The 19579-nt window shown below is 59.3% G+C and carries 16 protein-coding genes and 1 pseudogene; 10 read left to right on the top strand and 7 right to left on the bottom strand.

Annotation, left to right across the window (positions count from 1 at the left end):
* Positions 1-163 precede the first annotated feature (163 nt).
* Complete coding sequence (locus tag FZ934_RS19995) at positions 164-517, top strand: hypothetical protein (protein WP_246737984.1); 354 nt, start codon at positions 164-166, stop codon at positions 515-517.
* An 18-nt stretch (positions 518-535) separates the two neighbouring features.
* On the opposite strand, the gene FZ934_RS19990 is transcribed toward FZ934_RS19995, so the two are convergent.
* The 6 genes from FZ934_RS19990 to FZ934_RS19965 all read right to left on the bottom strand — a co-directional run bounded on the left by FZ934_RS19990 (position 536) and on the right by FZ934_RS19965 (position 7247).
* On the bottom strand, positions 536-877 hold the full coding sequence (locus FZ934_RS19990) for a DUF2147 domain-containing protein (RefSeq protein WP_153272677.1): 342 nt from the start codon (positions 875-877) through the stop codon (positions 536-538).
* A 177-nt stretch (positions 878-1054) separates the two neighbouring features.
* Positions 1055-3058, bottom strand: a complete 2004-nt coding sequence (locus FZ934_RS19985) for an aldo/keto reductase (RefSeq protein WP_153272676.1) — start codon at positions 3056-3058, stop codon at positions 1055-1057.
* 39 nt (positions 3059-3097) lie between these two features.
* Positions 3098-4183, bottom strand: coding sequence for an ABC transporter ATP-binding protein (locus FZ934_RS19980; RefSeq protein WP_153272675.1), 1086 nt, complete (start codon positions 4181-4183; stop codon positions 3098-3100).
* Between the two features lie 16 nt (positions 4184-4199).
* Positions 4200-5036, bottom strand: coding sequence for a carbohydrate ABC transporter permease (locus FZ934_RS19975; RefSeq protein ID WP_153272674.1), 837 nt, complete (start codon positions 5034-5036; stop codon positions 4200-4202).
* A complete protein-coding gene (locus FZ934_RS19970; RefSeq protein ID WP_153272673.1) occupies positions 5033-5893 on the bottom strand; it encodes a carbohydrate ABC transporter permease in 861 nt (286 codons plus the stop codon). The genes FZ934_RS19975 and FZ934_RS19970 overlap by 4 nt, the downstream gene beginning before the upstream one ends.
* Before the next feature lie 76 nt (positions 5894-5969).
* The gene (locus FZ934_RS19965) at positions 5970-7247 is read right to left on the bottom strand and encodes an ABC transporter substrate-binding protein (protein ID WP_153272672.1); all 1278 of its coding nucleotides are present in this window, start codon (positions 7245-7247) and stop codon (positions 5970-5972) included.
* Between the two features lie 86 nt (positions 7248-7333).
* Here FZ934_RS19965 and FZ934_RS19960 point away from each other — a divergent pair, with 86 nt between their 5' ends.
* The gene (locus tag FZ934_RS19960) at positions 7334-8248 is read left to right on the top strand and encodes a helix-turn-helix domain-containing protein (RefSeq protein ID WP_153272671.1); all 915 of its coding nucleotides are present in this window, start codon (positions 7334-7336) and stop codon (positions 8246-8248) included.
* Positions 8249-8254: 6 nt separating this feature from the next.
* Here FZ934_RS19960 and FZ934_RS19955 read toward each other — a convergent pair whose 3' ends face one another.
* Positions 8255-9160, bottom strand: a complete 906-nt coding sequence (locus FZ934_RS19955; protein WP_153272670.1) for a LysR family transcriptional regulator — start codon at positions 9158-9160, stop codon at positions 8255-8257.
* 118 nt (positions 9161-9278) lie between these two features.
* Between FZ934_RS19955 and FZ934_RS19950 the strand changes: the two are divergent.
* The 8 genes and pseudogenes from FZ934_RS19950 (at position 9279) to FZ934_RS19915 (ending at position 19574) form a co-directional block, all read left to right on the top strand.
* Positions 9279-11116: pseudogene (locus FZ934_RS19950) on the top strand (IlvD/Edd family dehydratase).
* A gap of 221 nt (positions 11117-11337) precedes the next feature.
* Positions 11338-12498, top strand: a complete 1161-nt coding sequence (locus FZ934_RS19945) for a fumarylacetoacetate hydrolase family protein (protein ID WP_153272669.1) — start codon at positions 11338-11340, stop codon at positions 12496-12498.
* Between the two features lie 108 nt (positions 12499-12606).
* Complete coding sequence (locus tag FZ934_RS19940) at positions 12607-12885, top strand: hypothetical protein (RefSeq protein WP_153272668.1); 279 nt, start codon at positions 12607-12609, stop codon at positions 12883-12885.
* A 107-nt stretch (positions 12886-12992) separates the two neighbouring features.
* The gene (scpA, locus tag FZ934_RS19935; protein WP_153272667.1) at positions 12993-15131 is read left to right on the top strand and encodes a methylmalonyl-CoA mutase; all 2139 of its coding nucleotides are present in this window, start codon (positions 12993-12995) and stop codon (positions 15129-15131) included.
* Between the two features lie 260 nt (positions 15132-15391).
* Complete coding sequence (locus FZ934_RS19930) at positions 15392-16549, top strand: Gfo/Idh/MocA family protein (RefSeq protein ID WP_153272666.1); 1158 nt, start codon at positions 15392-15394, stop codon at positions 16547-16549.
* A 13-nt stretch (positions 16550-16562) separates the two neighbouring features.
* A complete protein-coding gene (locus FZ934_RS19925) occupies positions 16563-17447 on the top strand; it encodes a carbohydrate ABC transporter permease (protein ID WP_153272665.1) in 885 nt (294 codons plus the stop codon).
* On the top strand, positions 17444-18304 hold the full coding sequence (locus tag FZ934_RS19920) for a carbohydrate ABC transporter permease (RefSeq protein WP_153272664.1): 861 nt from the start codon (positions 17444-17446) through the stop codon (positions 18302-18304). Before FZ934_RS19925 ends, FZ934_RS19920 begins: the two co-directional genes overlap by 4 nt.
* A gap of 52 nt (positions 18305-18356) precedes the next feature.
* Positions 18357-19574, top strand: a complete 1218-nt coding sequence (locus FZ934_RS19915) for an ABC transporter substrate-binding protein (protein WP_153273954.1) — start codon at positions 18357-18359, stop codon at positions 19572-19574.
* Positions 19575-19579: the final 5 nt, after the last annotated feature.

The following is a 19579-nucleotide window of genomic DNA, read 5'->3' as shown; positions in this document are numbered from 1 at the left end:
CTTCAATGATGCTGCTCAGACCTTCGTGCACGGTGCACTGAGGATGCGCCTTCACCGGCTAACCAAACCCACCAGATCACTCAGAAAAAATAGAGGTCCTCCAGCGAAACCTTTCGCACTCGGACACGTTTATTGCGCGGCCCGAATTGAATTGGCACGGGCTATGCATGAGATTTTTGAGATGTTTATTTTGCCAGGTGGGAAAATGACGGCTTTGATGACTGATATTGCGAGTGCCGCCGTGCAGCTGGAAGCTGCCATCCGTGAGGTAACGTTTATCGAGGCTGATGCGCCAGAGGCATCCAAGCCAATGAATTTCAAAGCTAAATACCTGCCAAGAATGCTGGTTGAGCGATACCCCGAGCTGAGTTCGATCGAACGCGAGCTGCGCGGTGTGTTCGAAGTTTGCTCGGCGGCGATTGATCGAAAAACCGTCAATCCCGTGGTTGCAAAAGCGGCAATTTCGCTCGCGCGCGAATATCGCGGCGTGATCGACGGCCTGAAACACAACAGCTAGCTGCTGCTCGACACACCGTCATTGCAGCCTCTTCCAGATCAGGGAGCGGCACACGATCTTCATCGTGCATCCCCGCATCCGAACCGTATCACCCGCAACAGTGAGGACACCGTCAAAGGTCTTCTTGCTTTCGGGCTCGACGATAGTGCCGACGAAGCTGCCGTTGCGCCCCTGGAACGAGCCGATGCGTTGGCCGGCATGATCGCCGGTCTTCATGGTGATGCAGTAGCCTTCGACACACCGGTCGATTACGGCCGTGGTGCCGACCTGCGTCTTCCAGGTGCCGATGACCGGTTCTTGTGCCGAAACCATAGACGCAACAAGCGCCGCCGGCGCTGCCGCAAGAGCTAGCCAATGCATGCTTCCCCCTCATCGCAAACCAGATAGAGGGCCGCCTTCGAGGCGGTCTACGGAGTGCCATTATAATCCCGGCCGGAGACTTGTGCCAGTGCGAAAGGGTATCGAGCTGAAATCGCTAGATAAAACAAAGCAGGCGGTATCAGTGCCGCCTGCTTTCATCTCAAGATCAAGGCGATCCTACGCTTCCAACCACTTCACTTGCTCTGGCGTGAGCTTGATGTCGAGTGCCGACAGGCTGTCCTCCAGTTCCGCGATCGTGCGGGGCCCGATCAGCGGGATAACCGGGAACGGCTGGGCGATCACGTAGGCGAGTGCCACGTGGATCGGGCTGCGTCCCAGCTTGTTCGCAAGCTCGATCGCGCGGTCGCGGCGTTCGAAATTCCGATCGGAATACCAGCAACGCACGATCTCCTCGTCGTCCCGCTTGTCGCGGCCGGCGCGGTCGGTAAAGAAGCCGCGACCCTGGCTCGACCATGCAAAGTTCGGGACCTGGCGCTCGTTCAGCCAGTGCTTCCACTCGTCGGTCGAGGATGTCACGCATCCCGCCCAGATCGGATCAAGCATTTCCGCAAGCGAGAAGTTGTTGGAGAGTGCGGCAAGTGCCGTCTTGCCGTTCTTTGCGGCATAGGCCGCGGCCTCGTCCATGCGTTCACGCGTCCAGTTCGATCCACCGAAGATGCCGCGAATGCGGCCACGCTTGACCTCGTCATCCATTGCGTCGACGAATTCGCCGACCGGAACGTCGGTATTGTCGCGGTGCATGAAGTAGATGTCGACATAGTCAGTCTTCAACCGCTCAAGCGACTGATCGAGCTGCTTGGCGATGACATCAGGGTAGCAAAGAGGGGAATGCGCGCCCTTACCGATCAACACAATCTCTTCGCGCGGCACGTTTCTGCTGGTGTGCCAATCGCCAAAGATCTTTTCGGTCTTGCCGCCACCATAGACGAACGCCGTATCGAAGACATTGCCGCCGGCCTCGTAAAAGGCGTCGAGGGTGAGCGATGCTGACGCGAAGTTCGGGAAGAATTCGAAACCGAGGGTAACGACCGATGCCGGCTTCGAAATGCCTGGAATCTGGCGCTGCGGAATGCTGTTGCCGCGCTTGACGGTACCGCCTGCGAGGTTCGAGGTGCGCCGTTCGGCCTTTTCGACCCCGTATTCGAGACCGATCGAGGCGCGCCACTGATCAAGAACACGAAGGTTTCCAACCGAATCCGACCAGCTCATGCCGGGCGAGCGGAACTCATGCTCGCCGGCGCGGATCGCGTCACCGGCTGCATCGACCTCGAACGAATACAGCCAGCGGTCTTCCTTGACGTCGATGGTCTGCTGCTCGTTGCCCTTGAAGATTTCGATATGGCCGATTCCGCCCTTGTGGCCGGAGGCAAACCAGAAATCCTTGACCTCCAGGCGCCCCTCGGACCCGATCACGCGCAGCGTGTTGTCCTGGTTGGCCATGATCGAGCACGAGACTTCGGCGATGATGCCGTTGGGGAACTGCAGCACGGCAGACGCCCATTCATCGACACCGGACTGGCCGAGATGACCAACGCCGGAAACCTTCTCCGGCTCGAGGAATGGCTTGCCTTCCGTGGCGCCAGCGATCAGCCGCGCCATCGAAACCGGATAGCCGCCGACATCGAGGATGCCGCCGCCGGCGGTATCGTTCGAGAACAGGCGATGCTCCGCCTTGAACGACCCCATGTTGAAGCCGAAGCTTGTGCGGATGATACGCACCGTTCCGATGATTCCGCTCTTGATCAACTCAATGATCTTCGCCGTCTGCGGATGGACGCGATACATGAAGGCTTCGCCGGCAAAGACGCCAGCCTTTTTCGCCTCGTTGTAGATCGCATCGGCGTCGTAGGAGGAGAGCGCGATCGGCTTTTCAACGAGGACATGCTTGCCTGATCGGATTGCCTTGATTGCCCATTCGGCGTGGCCGGTATGCGGCGTCGAGATATAGACGGCATCGACCTCGCTGTCGCGCAACAAGGCTTCGTAGCCGTCGACGATCCGGGCGCCCGGGAACGCCTCCGCCAGTCCAGGCTTGGAAGGGTTGCGTGTCGCGATCGCCACGAGCTTGCCGCTGCGCGAGTGGGCCACACCGTCGGCGAATGTGCGCGCAATCGTGCCTGGGCCGATGATACCCCAGCGGATAGGTTGATCTGTAGTCATCAGAATTCCTCTTTCATTCATTTGTCTTGGGAAGTTGCGTCAACGCAAACGCTTGCCTGCGTTGTCAAAAAGGAAAATGCGCTTGGCGGACAGGCCCACCGTCAGGCTGTCGCGCGTGCCAGCGGTCCGGGACTCCGGCCGCTCGATGATCAGCTGCTCGCCGCTACCGGCACTTGCGTACACATAGCTCGTATTGCCTAGGTGCTCCGCGACATCGATGCCGACGGTAAGGTCGGCGTCCCCCTGCCCCGCATCGACGAAATGCTCCGGACGAATGCCGAGTGTAACCGGCATACCGACCTCCACGCCGTCTTTTAGCGACAGCCGCAGGCGGACGCCTCGATCGCTCGGCAGCGTGACAGTCACGCCGTCCCCCGTGACTTCGGCCACCTCGGCCTGAAGGAAGTTCATCTTCGGTGATCCGACGAAGCCCGCGACGAACTGATTGGCTGGGTCGTCGTAGAGATCGAGGGGAGCGCCGATCTGCTCGACGTTCCCGGCGCGCAGCACCACGATCTTGTCGGCGAGCGTCATCGCCTCGGTCTGATCATGGGTCACATAGATCATCGTGGTCCCGAGCTGCTTGTGCAGTCGCGAGATTTCCACGCGCATCTGCACGCGCAGTTCTGCATCGAGGTTCGACAAAGGTTCATCGAACAGGAACACCTGCGGTTCACGCACGATGGCGCGACCGATCGCAACGCGCTGGCGCTGGCCGCCCGATAACTGCTTCGGCCGGCGATGCATGAGTTCGTTGATGCGCAGGATGTTGGCGGCATGCTTGACGCGCTTGTTTGTGTCTTCCTTCGGATTGCCGTTCATGCGCAATCCGAAGCTCAGGTTTTCCTCGACGGTCATATGCGGATAGAGAGCGTAGGACTGGAACACCATCGCGATTCCGCGATCCGCCGGCTCGACGTCGTTGACGATCTTGCCGCCGATGTTGATCTCGCCATCGGAGATATCCTCGAGCCCCGCGATCATGCGAAGCAGCGTGGACTTGCCGCAGCCGGAAGGGCCGACGAAGACAACAAACTCGCCGTCCTTAACTTCCAGGTTGGCGCCGTGAATGATCTCAAGCGCGCCGAAGCGCTTCACTACGTTCTTGAGCGTTAGTTCGGACATTTGGGCGTTTCCCCGATTACTTGACAGCGCCAGCTGAAATGCCGGCAATGAAATGGCGTTGCAGGAACACGAAAACCACGAGGATCGGAGCTGTCAGCAGCATCGCGCCCGCCATGATCCCGCCCCAGGAGACCTTCGTCAGGCCGATCAGGGTTCCGAGCGCCACCGGCGCCGTCATGGTTCCGGGCTTGGAGCTGATCAGCAGTGGCCAGAGGTAGTTGTTCCAGGACTGCAGGAAGAGGATGATCGCGAGCGCTGCCATCGTCGGGCGTGCCAGTGGCAAGGCCACGCGAAGGAAGATCTGCCATTCCTTGACACCCTCGACGCGAGCCGCATCGAAAAGCTCGCCCGGCATCATCGAGAACGCCTGCCGCATGAAGAGAACGCCAAGCGAATTGAACAGCGGCGGCACGATCAGGGCTACCCAGGTGTTGGCCAGCCTGAACTCGCGCGCCACCATGATGAACTGCGGGATCACAACAACCGCGAACGGCAAAGTGATGGTGCCGAGGATAATCGCAATAATGATGGAGCGACCGAAGAACCGGTAGCGCGCCAATGCCCAGCCCGCCATCGACGTCAGGAGCACTGAAAGAACGGTGTAAATCGTCGCCACACAGACAGACGTGATCATGGCGCCGATGAAATCGGTATCGGCCTGCAAGTTGGCAAAATTCGCCAGGAAGTTCGTTGACGGCCAGAGGATGATCTCGGGACTGAAAATGCCGAAGTCCGGCATGGTCGAGAAGACCATCATCATCCACAACGGGAACAGCCAGATGATCGCGAGAGGCGTCAGGGCGAGGTGCAGGGCGATCTTACGCCAGAGGAGAGATTGAGACTTGGATGTCATTTGGGGTCCCTCCCGATCCAGAGGTTGAGCAGCGAGATGGCGACCGCTAGCGCAGCCATGGTGTAGGCCACCGCAGAGGCATAGCCGAAGTTCAACGACAGGAAGCCCTGACGATAGAGCAACAACCCCAGGGTCTCGGTTCCACCGCCCGGTCCACCGCGATTGGTGATCAGGAATGGCTCGGTGAAGAGCTGCATGGTGCCGATGACGGAAAGAATGACGCAGAAGAGGATGATCGGCTTCAGAAGCGGCAGCGTGATATGGAAAAACTGCTGCACCTTGCTGACGCGGTCGAGCGTCGCGGCCTCGTAGACGTCCTCTGGGATGGATTGCAGCCCGGCGAGGATGATGATTGCGTTATATCCGGCCCAACGCCATGTCACCGCGATAATCACCAGCGCCATCGCCGCATGAGCGTTGTCGAACCACGAGACAGGCGTGAGACCGACGGCGGCGATCAGCTTGTTGATGATCCCGAAATCGTAGCTGAACATCAGGCGGAAGACGGCTGCATAGGCAACCTCGCCAACCACGACCGGGGCGAAGAATGCGAAGCGAAACAGCGACCGCGCCTTCAGCAGCGGCGAATTCAGCAGCACCGCCATGACGGTGGCGATCGCGATCATCACCGGCACCTGAATGACGAGAATGATCAGTGTGTTGTAGAGCGCATTGTAGAAGGCCGGGTCGCTGAACAAGCGCCCCCAGTTGATCGACAGGCTGTATTTCCAGGGATTGATGCGCGTGTTTTGAAACGAGATCAAAAACGAGCTGATGATTGGCCATACCCAAAAGGCAGCAAAAACCAAAAGATAGGGCGCAAGAAACGTGTAGGCGTTCCTGGTACGGATCGGCATTCCATTCTCCTCACAGACGAAAAGAGCCACCCCTTCGGGATGGAGGCCGGGCGCCATCAGCGCCCGGCATCGTCACTCATTTCGCAAGGGGAAGACCTGTTGCGGTCGCGATCTGGTTCGCGGCGTCGTCGAGGGCCGCCTTCGCATCCGGATAGCCGCCAGCGAAGTACTTCGTCTGCGTGGCCTTGTAGATGGAGTCGGCGTCCGTCTGGAACGCAGTGCCGCGGCTCGGAACGATCTTCGGCAGGGTGGACAGAATGTCAGCCCATACCTTCTGGCCGCCCCAATAGGGCTGCGCCTCGTTGACGAACGGATCCTGGACTGCCGAGAGAAGCGAAGGTACGAGACCGAACGACTTCAGCATCGCCACCTGGCCTTCGTTGGTGCCAAGCGCATAGTTGACGTAGGTCCAGGCGGCTTCCTTGTTCTGAGAGTTGGCTGCAATCGCAAGCGACGAACCGCCGAGGTTTGCTGCATGCGGGCCGTCTGCCGTCAGGCTCGGCATCATATAGACGCCCCACTTGCCGCTAAGATCAGGCGATCCGGAACGGATGGTGCCTTCATACCAGCCGCCATACATCTGGCTGGCAACCTTGCCTGCGGTATTTGCCTGGATCTTTTCGTCCCAGATGGCGGCCGTCAGCGTGCCGGCATCCTTCATCTCCTTGACTTTCTCAAGCGTCGCGACGCAGGCCGGCTGATTGATGGTGATCGACTGGCCGTCCGTCGAGAAATATCCACATCCCTGTTCGTTGGAGATCATGCGGAACCATTCGCTGTCGCCGTTGAAGTCGGCCTGCGCCATGACGACACCGGGATTGGCAGCGGAGATCTTCTTGCCGGCGGCGATGAAGTCATCCCACGTCTTGATCGTCGACGGGTCAACACCGGCCTTCTCGTAGAAATCACGACGATAGAATACGGCAACCGGGCCGGAATCCCACGGCATTGCATATGCAACGTCACCGACCTCAAGTTCGGTGCGCTTGAACTCCGGGAATTTTGCCTGGATGTCGGCGTTGTATCCGAGGTCCTTCAGGTTGGCGAAGCAATCCGGGAAGCGGCTCCAGAAGATCTCAGCTTCGAAATTCTCGACGGTGACGATATCCGGCAGACCCTCGCCACCAGCCGCGCAAGCTGCCAGCATCTTGTCGAAAACCTGCTGGTTTCCGAGGTCTTCGACGGTGACCTTGATATCCGGATGCTGCTTGTTGAAACCTTCGAGCGTCGATTTCAGCGCCGACGCGGCGATGTTCCAGCTCCAGATCGTAAGATTGCCCGAATCCTGCGCGAATGCAGAGCCTGAAGCGAGCAGCGCAACGATTGCGGTCGTGCTTATAAGTTTGAAGCGCATTGAAAATCCTCCCTTTTCAATTGCCGTCCCTTAGCGAACGTGGCTAGACTATCTGGAAGGGAGCCGCTGTCTCCTAAAAAGGGAATATGGATTTGGCGGAAAGTAAGATCGAAAGACGGGCTGTCTATCAGCCGGGGGCGAGCAGCATCGAGGGCCTGCCGACGGCGCTACAGATGTTTCACAATCATCCGTCAGTAATGCTCATGCCGCATTGGCATGTGCAGGTCGAAGTCAACTACATCATGCAAGGCTGCGTGCATTACCTCATGAATGGTCGTGAGGTGAACATGAAAGCGGGCGACATGTGCCTGTTCTGGGGCGGTCAACCGCATCAGATGGACGAGTGCAGCGACGACGCCATTTATGCCGGCGGGCACCTGCCACTGGTTTATTTCTTCCGCATGCGCCTGCCGATCAGCGTATCGAGCCGGCTGATGAAGGGCGATATCCTTTTCACGTCAGCGACGGACACTGCCGATCAGGAGAACTTTCAGCGATGGGTGCGCTATGCCAAGTCGGGAGACCCCGCGAAGGCCCAGCATGCCGTGGAAGAAATGCTGCTGCGGGTCGAGCGCATCGTGCTTGAGCCTTACACAATGCTAGCGGCTGGCGGTCCGGACGAAATCGACGACATCGACCAGTCCTACGCTCAATCATCGCGGACGGTGGCTCGCATGTGCGATTTCGTGGCGGCAAACTTTCTCCACGAGATTGATTCGGTCGATATCGCGCGTGCCGCCGACCTGCATCCCAAATATGCGATGAACCTGTTCAAGAAGACCACGGGCATGACGCTCAGCAAATATGTCAACCTGCTGAGGCTTTCGCGTGCGCAGGCCATGCTCATGAACGATGGAGCGAACGTGCTGCAGGTGGCGATGGACAGCGGCTTCGGCTCGATCAGCGCGTTCAACAAGTCGTTCCGGCATATCGCCGGCATGTCACCGTCGGATTTCCGGCGAGATGTCAGGATGGTCGCGCAACTGGTGCCGATTGCCTGATCGCAGTCAGCTAGCAGTCGATTCGAACAGTTTGTAGAGCAACTCGGCCGAGGCAGAGAGTTCGCGGTCCTTCAGCTTGACGAGCCCAAAATCCGGGACGGAGATATCTCCCGCCACCGAAAGCGTGCGCAAAAGTCCGTGATCTTCCATCAGCCTCGCGACTGGCTCGGCGAGGATCCCGAGCCGCTCGCTCTGCAACATCAGGAGCATTGTGAGGAGAGCGTCTGATGTCGACACGACGCTCGCTGGGATGATCCCGTGGCGCCGGATGAAATCGTCGACGACCTGACGCAGAAATGAGCCGTGCGGCTGCAGCACCCAACTCTGCTGGCGCAGATCCTCCTCGTCCAGAACGGCCTTTCCCGCCAGAGGATGGTCCTTGGCCGCGACGATGCGCAGTGTCTCCTTGCCGAGTTGGATATGATCGAACCACAGCGGGTTCATGCCGCTCGGAATGCGGCAAACCGCGAAATCAAGCCTCCGGCTGAGAACGTCCTCGAGCAGGACGTCGCTGCTGCCGACGGTGATGCTGACGTCGATCGTCGGGTGCGTCTCGAACAGCCGCTTTAAGGTCGGCGCCACATAGTCCGACGCCGGCGTCATGATCGTCCCGAACGCAACGCTCCCGCCCTGCCCGGCCGCCGCGACCACCATTTCGTATTCCGCGCGCTGTGCTTCGGCCAGAAGCATCTTCGCGTGGCGGACAATCACCTCGCCCTGATTCGTCGCGATCAGTCCACGATTGTGACGCTCGAAAAGCTGATGGCCCGACATCTGTTCGAGCTCGTTCAACGTTCGCGAAAGAGCCGGCTGGGAAATGCCGAACATTTCGGCAACCACGCCCAGTTTTCCGTGTTCGCTGAGCGCTACCAGCATCTTCATATGCCGCAGCTTGAAACCGTCCAGTCCCACCTTGACCTCTCTTGATATAACAAATTTGCATATCAAAATACGAAAGACTGATTATACAATCCAGTACCGATCAGCTAAATGCATGACAACAACAGCGCCAACGCAAGGAAACTTCATCGTGGTTGAAAAAACCCCTTCCCCTCAGGGTCACAACGCCGTTCAGGAAAAGGGCGAGACGTCGCAGCTGCGCTCGCGGGCTTGGTTCGACAACATCAACAATCCTGATATGACAGCGCTCTACCTCGAACGCTACATGAACTTCGGCCTCAGCCAGGAAGAACTGCAGTCGGGACGCCCGATCATCGGCATCGCCCAGACCGGATCCGACCTGTCTCCCTGCAACCGCCATCACCTTGAGCTCGCCAAGCGCGTACGCGAAGGCATCCGCGACGCCGGCGGCATCGCGATCGAATTTCCGGTTCACCCGATCCAGGAAACCGGCAAGCGTCCGACGGCAGGCCTCGACCGCAACCTGTCCTACCTCGGCCTCGTTGAAATCCTTTACGGCTACCCGCTCGATGGCGTCGTGCTGACGATCGGCTGCGACAAGACCACGCCGGCCTGTCTTATGGCCGCAGCAACCGTGAACATCCCGGCGATCGCTTTGTCGGTCGGCCCGATGCTGAACGGCTGGTTCCGCGGCGAGCGCACCGGCTCGGGCACGATCGTCTGGAAGGCCCGCGAAATGATGGCGCGCGGCGAAATCGACTATCAGGGCTTCGTCAAGCTCGTTGCCTCGTCGGCACCATCGACCGGCTACTGCAACACGATGGGCACGGCCACGACCATGAACTCGCTTGCCGAGGCACTTGGCATGCAGCTGCCCGGCGCGGCAGCGATCCCGGCTCCTTACCGCGACCGCCAGGAAATCTCCTATGAGAGCGGCCTGCGCATCGTCGAGATGGTTCGCGAAGACCTGAAGCCGTCGGACATCCTGACCAAAGAAGCCTTCATCAACGCGATCCGCGTCAATTCGGCCATCGGCGGCTCGACCAACGCCCCGATCCACCTGAACGCGCTTGCCCGCCACGTCGGCGTCGATTTGACGGTCGATGACTGGCAGACCTACGGCGAAGAAATCCCGCTGCTCGTCAATCTGCAGCCGGCCGGCGAATACCTTGGCGAAGACTACTACCACGCCGGCGGCGTTCCCGCCGTCATGGGCGAACTCATCAAGCACGACCTCATCAACACGAGTGCGATGACGGTAAACGGCAAGACGGTCGGCGAAAACTACACGACGGCGACGATCGAAGACGACAAGGTCATCCGTCCGTTCGAGCGCCCGCTCAAGGAACGCGCCGGTTTCCGCGTTCTGAAGGGCAATCTGTTCAACTCCGCGATCATGAAGACCAGCGTGATCTCGCCTGAGTTCCGCGAGCGTTATCTTTCCAACCCGAACGATCCGGAAGCCTTCGTTGGCCGCGCCGTGGTCTTCGACGGTCCTGAGGATTACCATCACCGCATCGACGATCCGTCGCTTGCAATCGATGGTTCGACGGTACTCTTCATGCGCGGCGCCGGCCCAATCGGCTACCCGGGTGCCGCCGAAGTCGTCAACATGCGCGCTCCTGACTATCTGCTGAAGCAGGGCATCTCTTCGCTTCCCTGCATCGGTGACGGCCGTCAGTCCGGCACATCGGGATCGCCTTCCATCCTGAACGCGTCGCCGGAAGCTGCCGCAGGTGGTGGCCTTGCTGTCCTGAGAACGGGCGACACCGTGCGCGTCGACCTCAAGAAGGGCACGGCTGACATCCTGATCAGCGACGAAGAGCTTGCGGCACGCCACGCAGCGCTGGCCGAAGCCGGTGGCTACGTCTACCCGAGAGCCAGACCCCGTGGCAGGAAATCCAGCGTAACTACGTCGGCCAGATGGAGACCGGTGCCGTTCTCGAGCCCGCGATCAAGTACCAGCGCATTGCACAGACCAAGGGCATTCCGCGCGACAACCACTAACGCCAGCGCGCCTTCGGGCCGAAGCGATAGACATGATGGGTCCGTGTCGGCAAGACACGGGCCCATGATTTTATTGAGCAATATAATTCTCTTGTTCCGTCTGCGGCCTTGCCCTGCCCTTTCGAATGTGGTCGATTTCACCCGCCGTTGGGTTGGAGGGCGGCGTGATCTCCATCGATAAAAAGAGCGCGTCCATCGCTCGTTTGTGACGGAACATGATGATGTCTGATAGCCTTCTCGACAGCGCCGCATCGGGCGGCCTGTTTATCGGTCGCGCCTGGAACCCCGCAGTTCAGGGCCCGAGTGTGGTGACAATCCGGGACGGGGAACTGATAGACATCACATCGCCCGCAGTGCCGACGGTCAGCGGATTGCTCGAGCAATCGGATCCCGCCGGCGTCGTCCGCTCGGCGAAAGGCTCCTCGTTGGGAAGGCTCGAAGACGTGGCGGCCAATAGCAACGGCACGCCCTCGAATTCGACGGTCTATCTGCTCGCCCCGAGCGACCTGCAGGCGATCAAGGCATGCGGCGTCACCTTTGCTCAATCCATGATCGAGCGCGTCATCGAAGAGAAGGCCGCCGGCAATCCTGATCGAGCCGCCGCGATACGCGAGCGCGTTAGCACATTGATCGGTGGCAGCCTCAACAATCTCAAGGCAGGCTCCCCCGAGGCGGCAAACGTCAAGCAGGCGCTGATCGAAGAAGGTATGTGGTCGCAATATCTGGAGGTCGGCATCGGCCCGGATGCTGAAGTCTTTACCAAGGCCCCAGTTCTATCGTCGGTCGGATGGGGGAGCGATGTCGGTCTGCATCCGATCTCGACATGGAACAATCCCGAGCCGGAGATCGTCCTGGCCGTCAACAGCCGTGGTGAAATCAAGGGCGCGGCCCTCGGCAACGATGTCAATCTGCGCGATGTGGAGGGGCGTTCCGCACTGCTGCTAGGCAAGGCTAAGGACAACAATGCGTCCTGCGCGATCGGCCCGTTCATCCGTCTTTTCGACAGCACCTATGATCTCGACGCCGTGCGCAAGGCGGAACTTGATCTCAAGGTAACCGGCCCTGATGGTTTCGTTCTCAACGGCAAGAGCTCGATGTCAAAGATCAGCCGGGATCCGACCGATCTCGTCAAGCAGACCTGCGGTCCGCATCACCAATATCCCGATGGCTTCATGCTGTTCCTCGGCACGTTGTTTGCGCCGACGCAGGACCGGGATGCGGTCAATCAGGGCTTTACCCACAAGGTTGGCGATATCGTCGAAATCTCGTCTGCCGGCTTGGGAACATTGAAGAACACCGTGCGGCTTTCGACGGAGTGCGCGCCCTGGACCTTCGGGATTTCCGCGTTGATGGCCAATCTCGCACGGCGCGGTCTACTCTAGGCAGCAGCATCCCGAATAATTTGCGCAGGGGGCATTCGGCCCCCTGTCTGGCCGGCTTTGGCTTGCATATATGCGAAGGCAGAACGCAATCGAATCTGCGAGGGTGCAATGCGAACGAAACTTGGCGCGCTGATTTGCATTGCGGTGCTGGCCGGATGCACGACGGCGCAGAACTTTTCCGCTCCGGGGCTGGATCCGATACCTGGCAGCATCACCTACGGCGGTCAGCCGCGCACGAAATTGACGAAGTCGCCTGTCGGTTCGTCGTTCCCGCACGACTTCATCGATCAGTACGGACAGCAGGTGGAGGAGACATACGTCATCCAGCCTGACCGTTCGCTGAAGATCGCGCACCGGGAAATCCGCCCGATCCGCTTCCACGATTGATCCGTACGAGCGCCGATCCTCGGGACAAATTTATCGTCACGCTCTATCGCAACCGACGCGAATAAAGTGCTAGCCTGCGGCAAAATGAGAATGCCGGAGGTTCTAGGATGAACTCGAAAACGCTTGGCGATTGGCAGACACTTGCCGAACGGGAACTCAAGACGTCGCCAGACACGCTGGTTTGGGAGACACCTGAAGGCATTACCGTCAAACCGCTCTACACGCAGGCAGATACTGAAAGCTTGGTGCATCTCGGATCCCTCCCGGGCCTTGCGCCGTTCACCCGCGGGCCTCGCGCGACGATGTATGCCGGGCGCCCCTGGACGATCCGCCAGTATGCGGGTTTCTCAACGGCGGAAGCCTCGAATGCGTTCTACCGCAAGGCGCTCGCGGCCGGTCAGCAGGGCGTATCCGTCGCATTCGACCTTGCGACGCACCGCGGCTACGACAGTGATCATCCGCGCGTGGAAGGCGATGTCGGCAAGGCGGGCGTGGCGATCGACAGCGTCGAGGACATGAAAATCCTGTTCGACGGCATTCCGCTTGAGAAGGTCTCGGTGTCGATGACGATGAACGGAGCGGTGATCCCCATCCTGGCAAACTTTATCGTCGCGGGCGAGGAGCAGGGCGTTCCGCTCGAAGCACTCTCGGGGACCATCCAGAACGACATTCTCAAGGAGTTCATGGTCCGCAATACCTACATTTATCCCCCGGAACCATCGATGCGGATCGTTGCCGATATCATCGAGTATACGGCAAGAAAGATGCCGAAATTCAACTCGATCTCGATCTCCGGCTACCACATGCAGGAGGCCGGCGCGACGCTGGTACAGGAACTGGCCTTCACGCTTGCCGATGGACGAGAGTACGTCCGGGCCGCTCTTGCCAAGGGGCTCAATGTCGACGACTTCGCCGGTCGGTTGTCCTTCTTCTTTGCCATAGGCATGAATTTCTTCATGGAGGCCGCCAAGCTGCGGGCGGCACGTCTGCTTTGGACGCGGATCATGGAAGAATTCAAACCCATGAAGGCCTCGTCGCTGATGCTGCGCACCCATTGCCAGACGTCAGGCGTGTCCCTGCAGGAGCAGGATCCCTACAACAACATCGTGCGCACGGCATTCGAGGCGATGTCGGCCGTCCTTGGCGGTACTCAATCTTTGCACACGAATTCGTTCGACGAGGCAATCGCACTGCCGACGGAGTTTTCTGCCCGTATCGCTCGCAATACCCAGCTGATCCTCCAGCATGAAACAGGCGTCACCAAAGTCGTCGATCCGCTTGCCGGCTCCTACTATGTCGAAAGCCTCACGTCCGAACTCGCCGAGAAGGCCTGGGTGTTGATCGAAGAAGTCGAAGCGCTGGGAGGAATGACGAAGGCGGTCAACGAGGGGCTGCCGAAGAGACTGATCGAGCAGGCAGCGACCCGCCGCCAGGCTGCGGTCGACAAGGGCGACGAGATCATCGTCGGAGTCAACAAGTATAGGCTTGAAGACGAGCAAGCGATCGACATTCTCGAGATCGACAACACGGCGGTGAGAACCGCGCAGATCAAGCGACTTGAAGACACAAAGCGCCGGCGTGACAATTCGCTCGTCGCTCAAACGCTCGACCGCCTGACGAACATCGCGAAGACAGGCGAAGGCAACCTCCTGGAGGCCGCGGTAGAGGCTTCCCGCGCCCGCGCCACGGTCGGTGAGATTTCCGACGCCATGCGCAAGGCGTTCGGCGATCATGCCGCGACGCCTGATGTCATCAAGGACGTCTATGGCGAGGCCTATCGCAATGAGCCCGAGCTGGAAGCCCTGAAGGCGCGCATGACTGAAGTCAGAACGACGCTTGGGCGAAAGCCAAGGATCATGGTGGCCAAGCTTGGGCAGGACGGCCATGACCGCGGCGCCAAGGTGATTGCATCGGCCTTCGGCGACATCGGCTTCGATGTCATCGCGGGACCGCTCTTCCAGACGCCCGAGGAGGCTGCCGCGCTGGCGGTGTCAAACAAGGTTCATGTCGTCGGCATGTCGTCGCTGGCGGCCGGACACAAGACGCTTGCTCCACAGCTTGTCGACGCGCTGAAATCGCAGGGAGCCGGTGAGATCGTCGTCGTCGCCGGTGGGGTGATTCCGCGGCAGGATTATCGGTTTCTCACCGATCATGGCATCGCTGCGATCTTCGGTCCGGGGACAAATGTTCTGGAGGCCGCGAACTCCGTGCTCGACCTTCTGGAGGGGAAGAAACGCAACGCCTGAGACGGTGTTTTTTCACCTGAACGAAAAGGGTCTGCGGAGCGGGCAATGGCGATCATCTGGTGACCGGAAAAGAGGCATTGCCGGCCGTTTCAACATGAAAACGATTACGTTTTGTGAGGCTGGCAACGCTTCCTGCTTCAAACGCGGCAGAATGAAAATTAATTTCATAGTTTCAACTTTTCGCGCGATTCCAGTTGACGAGTTCGAAAATTTGTCCCAACTTGACGAAAATAAATTACGTAATTGGGAACGAGAACAGCATGAAAGTGGGAATTATCGGGCTCGGTTTCCGGCTCGGCTACCTTGGCTACGTCTTCAAGTCGGTTGATGAGAGCTTCGAGATCGTCGGATACGTCGACCCGGATCCGGCTGGCCTTCCGGGGCTCGTTGAGCAGGGCGTTTCCGCGGGCAAGGCATATGCGACGCCGGCAGACCTGATTGCCAACGAAAAGCTCGATCTTCTGATGATCGGCTCGCCAAACCACATGCATCTCGACCATATCCGCCTCGGTCTCGAAGCGGGATTGAAGGTCTTCTGCGAAAAGCCGATCGTCACCACGATCGCCGAAAGCATCGAGCTCGCCAAGCTCATGGCCAAGTTCGGTCACGAGCGCCTCATGGTCGGCCTCGTCCTGCGTTATTCGCCGCTCTACAAGGACCTGCGCGCCATTCAGGCGACCGGCAAGCTGGGGCAGATCGTTTCGATCGAAGCCTCCGAGCACATCGAGCCCTATCACGGCGCGTTCTTCATGCGCGACTGGCGTCGCTACGAGCGCTATTCCGGCAGCTTCATGCTAGAGAAGTGCTGCCACGACCTCGACCTCTATAACGGCGTCGTCGGCGCGCGTCCGGAGCGGGTCGCAAGCTTCGGCGGTCGCAAGAGCTTTACGCCGGTGAACGACCCTGCCCGCGAAGGCATCAACGATCTCGAACTGTTCCACCGCAAGCCAAGCGGCTGGATGGGCTCGGACAAGGTCTTCGACAGCGACGCCGACATCATCGACTACCAGGTGGCGATCGTTGAATATGCCAATGGCGTCGGCATGAACTTCCATACCAACCTGAACGTTCCCGACCAGTTCCGCCGCTTTGCCATCATGGGCTCGCGCGGCATGGCGGAAGGCGATTTCGTTCGTGGCTACCTCGATGTGCATGAGCAGCTGACCGGCAAGAAGGTGGTCGAGAACAAGTACGTCGCTACCGAACTCTCGCAGCACTACGGTGCCGACGAGCAGATGGCGGCCGATCTGCTCGATAGCGTCCGCACTGGCACTGAGTTGCCGGTATCGACCCTCAACGCCCTCGAAGCCGGAATCCTTGCATTGTCCATGGACGAAGCCCGGATGAAGAAGGCGGTTATCGACCTGCGCCCCGTGTGGGACAGATTCGATGAGGCGCTTCACGCAAGAGCGGCTTGAGGAGGACGGCAGGATGAATGTTCAACGAAGCAACCTCATCTTCGCCTGGATCCTTCTCTTTCCGGCTGTACTCTATGTCGCGGTGATCGTCGCGTATCCGCTGGTCGATACCTTCATCCTCTCCTTCACCGATGCGTCGCTGAAGAAGGTGACGAATTGGGTCGGCTGGGTGAACTATCAGAAGATCTTCAACGCGACCTTCGCGGAAGTCATCATCCGGACCTTCATCTGGACGTTCTTCTCCGTCTCGATCAAGATGATCATCGGCGTCTTTGGCGCGACGATGCTGAACTCGGCCGTGCCCGGTCGCGCGCTCTTCCGCGTGCTGACCATGCCGCCGTGGATCGTGCCGATGGCAATCGGCATCTTCATGTGGGGCTGGATGTATAATGGCCAGTTCGGGATGATTTCCGGGATGCTGCAGCGCTTCGGCCTGGCCGATGCCCCCGTCGCGTTTCTGGCGCAAGGATCAACGGCGTTCTGGGCGACGATCATCACCGACGTCTGGATCGGCGTCCCCATGGTGACGCTCTATATGCTCGCCGCCATGCAGGCGATCCCGCAAGATCTGTATGAAGCTGCCTGGACGGATGGGGCCGGTCGTTTGTACCGCTTCCGCCGCATCACCATGCCGCTGATCGTCCCCTCGATGATCACCATGTCGATGCTGTCGCTGATCTCGACGTTCAACTCATTCGACATCATCTGGATCCTGACGCGCGGCGGTCCGAGCGGCGAGACGACGACGATGATCATCGATACCTATAAGACGGCGATCGGATCGAACAAATATGGTGAAGGCGCTGCGCGTGCCGTGCTGATCTGCATCTTCCTGTCGATCTTCTGCGTCTGCTACTTCCGCCTGACCAGCCGTCTTTCTTCTGGAGACAAGCGATGAAACAGCCCCCAATGCTGATCAACCGGTACAAATGGTATGAGATCATCGGCATCTATGTCGGCATCGCGGTGTTCCTCACGTTCGTGCTCGCACCCTTCGTCGAAGGTTTCCTCGTCTCGCTGAAGCCGCTGAGCCAGCTGTTCTCGTCGCCTTACCGCTTCATTCCCGAGAACGGCTCCTTCGAGGCCTACCGGACGATGTGGATCAGTGTTCCGGGTTTTGCGCGCTACATCTTCAATTCCTTCTTCATCTCGACCATCGTGACCGCGGCGGTCCTGGTTCTCGTCATCCCCGCCTCCTATGCCTTCGCGCGCTTTGAATTCAAGGGTGCGGGCGTCCTGCTCGGCGCATTCCTGGCCGTGAACATGTTTTCCGGCGCTGTGCTTCTCATTCCGCTGTTCCGGCTGATGCGCACGCTTGGCCTGCTCAACACCTATTTTGCGATCATGGTCCCGGGCATCGCCTTCCTGATCCCGTCCGCGATCTGGCTGCTGAGAACCTACATGATGAGGATTCCGAGGGAATTGGACGAGGCGGCCTTCGTTGACGGCGCCAGCCATTTCTACACGCTGCGCCGCGTTATCCTGCCGATCGCCATGCCTGGCATCACGGTGGTCGCGATCACCACCTTCATCGGGTCCTATGCGCAGCAGTTCATCTTCGCACTGACGTTCAATTCCAAAACCGAATACGCGCCGTTGCCGGTTGGCCTCTTCGCCTATTTCGGCCGACAGGAAGTTGTCTGGAACGAGCTGATGGCCGCAAGCTTCGTCGGCATTGCGCCTGCCATGATCGTGATCTTCTTCCTTCAAAAGTATCTCGTCAGCGGCCTGACCGCTGGCGCGGTGAAACAGTAAGTCGAAGTCAACCACCAGAGAAAAAACGGGAGCTAACAAAGTGACAATTCAAATGAAGACCGGGCTGATTGCCCTCGCCCTGCTCGGCTCCACCGCGCTCGGCACCATGACCGCACATGCGGCTGACAAGGAGATCAGCTGGATCTATTGCGGCGACAAGATCGACCCCATCCATGAGAAGTACATCAAGGAATGGGAAGGCAAGAACACGGGCTGGAAGATTGCCGTTGAGGTTGTTGGCTGGGAACAGTGCCAGGACAAGGCAACGACGCTCGCTGCTGCCGGCACCCCGGTCGGCATGGCCTATGTCGGCTCGCGCACGCTCAAGGAATTTGCCCAGAACGACCTGATCGTTCCGGTGCCGATGACCGACGAAGAGAAGAAGAGCTACTATCCTAACATCGTCGACACGGTCACCTTCGACGGTAATCAGTGGGGCGTGCCGGTCGCTTTCTCGACCAAGGCCCTCTACTGGAACAAGGACCTCTTCAAGCAGGCTGGCCTCGACCCGGAAACCCCGCCGAAGACCTGGGCTGAGGAAATTGCCGACGCCAAGGCCATCAAGGAAAAGACCGGCATCGCAGGCTACGGCCTTCCAGCCAAGACCTTCGACAACACGATGCACCAGTTCATGCATTGGGTTTACACCAACAACGGCAAGGTCATCGACGGCGACAAGATCGTGATCGACAGCCCGGAAGTGTTGGCTGCCCTGCAGGCCTACAAGGACATCACGCCTTATTCCGTCGAAGGCGCAACCGCCTACGAACAGAACGAAATCCGCGCCATCTTCCTCGATGGCAAGGTCGGCATGATCCAGGCTGGTTCGGGCGCTGCTGCCCGCCTCAAGGACACCAAGATCAACTGGGGTGTCGCACCGCTGCCGCTCGGACCTTCGGCCAAGGGTGAAGGCACGCTGCTCATCACGGACAGCTTGGCCGTGTTCAAGGGTACGGGCGTGGAAGAGAAGGCGGCTGAATTTGCCAAGTTCATCACCTCGCCGGGCCCGCAGGGCGAATACGAACTCCAGGGCGGTGCAGGTCTGACGCCTCTGCGTCCGTCGGCCAAGGTTGACGAATTCGTCAAGGCCGATCCGTCGTGGAAGCCGTTCATCGACGGTATCGCGTTCGGTGGTCCTGAGCCTCTCTTCACCGACTACAAGGGTTTCCAGAACTCTATCATCGAGATGGTCCAGTCCGTCGTGACGGGCAAGGCCGAACCGGCTGCTGCCCTCAAGAAGGCTGCCGGCGAGATCGAAGCGTTCAAGTAAGCCTT

The sequence above is a fragment of the Rhizobium grahamii genome, from assembly GCF_009498215.1.
Lineage (GTDB): Bacteria > Pseudomonadota > Alphaproteobacteria > Rhizobiales > Rhizobiaceae > Rhizobium > Rhizobium grahamii_A.
This window is presented reverse-complemented; position numbering and strand designations above follow the sequence as displayed.

Bases quoted from the DNA above. Each gene is read 5' to 3' on its own strand.
- FZ934_RS19980 (WP_153272675.1), bottom strand. From the start codon at position 4,183: ATGTCCGAACTAACGCTCAAGAACGTAGTGAAGCGCTTCGGCGCGCTT.
- FZ934_RS19930 (WP_153272666.1), top strand. From the start codon at position 15,392: ATGAAAGTGGGAATTATCGGGCTCGGTTTCCGGCTCGGCTACCTTGGC.
- FZ934_RS19960 (WP_153272671.1), top strand. From the start codon at position 7,334: ATGGATTTGGCGGAAAGTAAGATCGAAAGACGGGCTGTCTATCAGCCG.
- FZ934_RS19975 (WP_153272674.1), bottom strand. From the start codon at position 5,036: ATGACATCCAAGTCTCAATCTCTCCTCTGGCGTAAGATCGCCCTGCAC.
- FZ934_RS19915 (WP_153273954.1), top strand. From the start codon at position 18,357: ATGAAGACCGGGCTGATTGCCCTCGCCCTGCTCGGCTCCACCGCGCTC.
- FZ934_RS19985 (WP_153272676.1), bottom strand. From the start codon at position 3,058: ATGACTACAGATCAACCTATCCGCTGGGGTATCATCGGCCCAGGCACG.
- FZ934_RS19925 (WP_153272665.1), top strand. From the start codon at position 16,563: ATGAATGTTCAACGAAGCAACCTCATCTTCGCCTGGATCCTTCTCTTT.
- scpA (WP_153272667.1), top strand. From the start codon at position 12,993: ATGAACTCGAAAACGCTTGGCGATTGGCAGACACTTGCCGAACGGGAA.
- FZ934_RS19965 (WP_153272672.1), bottom strand. From the start codon at position 7,247: ATGCGCTTCAAACTTATAAGCACGACCGCAATCGTTGCGCTGCTCGCT.
- FZ934_RS19970 (WP_153272673.1), bottom strand. From the start codon at position 5,893: ATGCCGATCCGTACCAGGAACGCCTACACGTTTCTTGCGCCCTATCTT.
- FZ934_RS19920 (WP_153272664.1), top strand. From the start codon at position 17,444: ATGAAACAGCCCCCAATGCTGATCAACCGGTACAAATGGTATGAGATC.
- FZ934_RS19940 (WP_153272668.1), top strand. From the start codon at position 12,607: ATGCGAACGAAACTTGGCGCGCTGATTTGCATTGCGGTGCTGGCCGGA.
- FZ934_RS19945 (WP_153272669.1), top strand. From the start codon at position 11,338: ATGTCTGATAGCCTTCTCGACAGCGCCGCATCGGGCGGCCTGTTTATC.
- FZ934_RS19990 (WP_153272677.1), bottom strand. From the start codon at position 877: ATGCATTGGCTAGCTCTTGCGGCAGCGCCGGCGGCGCTTGTTGCGTCT.
- FZ934_RS19995 (WP_246737984.1), top strand. From the start codon at position 164: ATGCATGAGATTTTTGAGATGTTTATTTTGCCAGGTGGGAAAATGACG.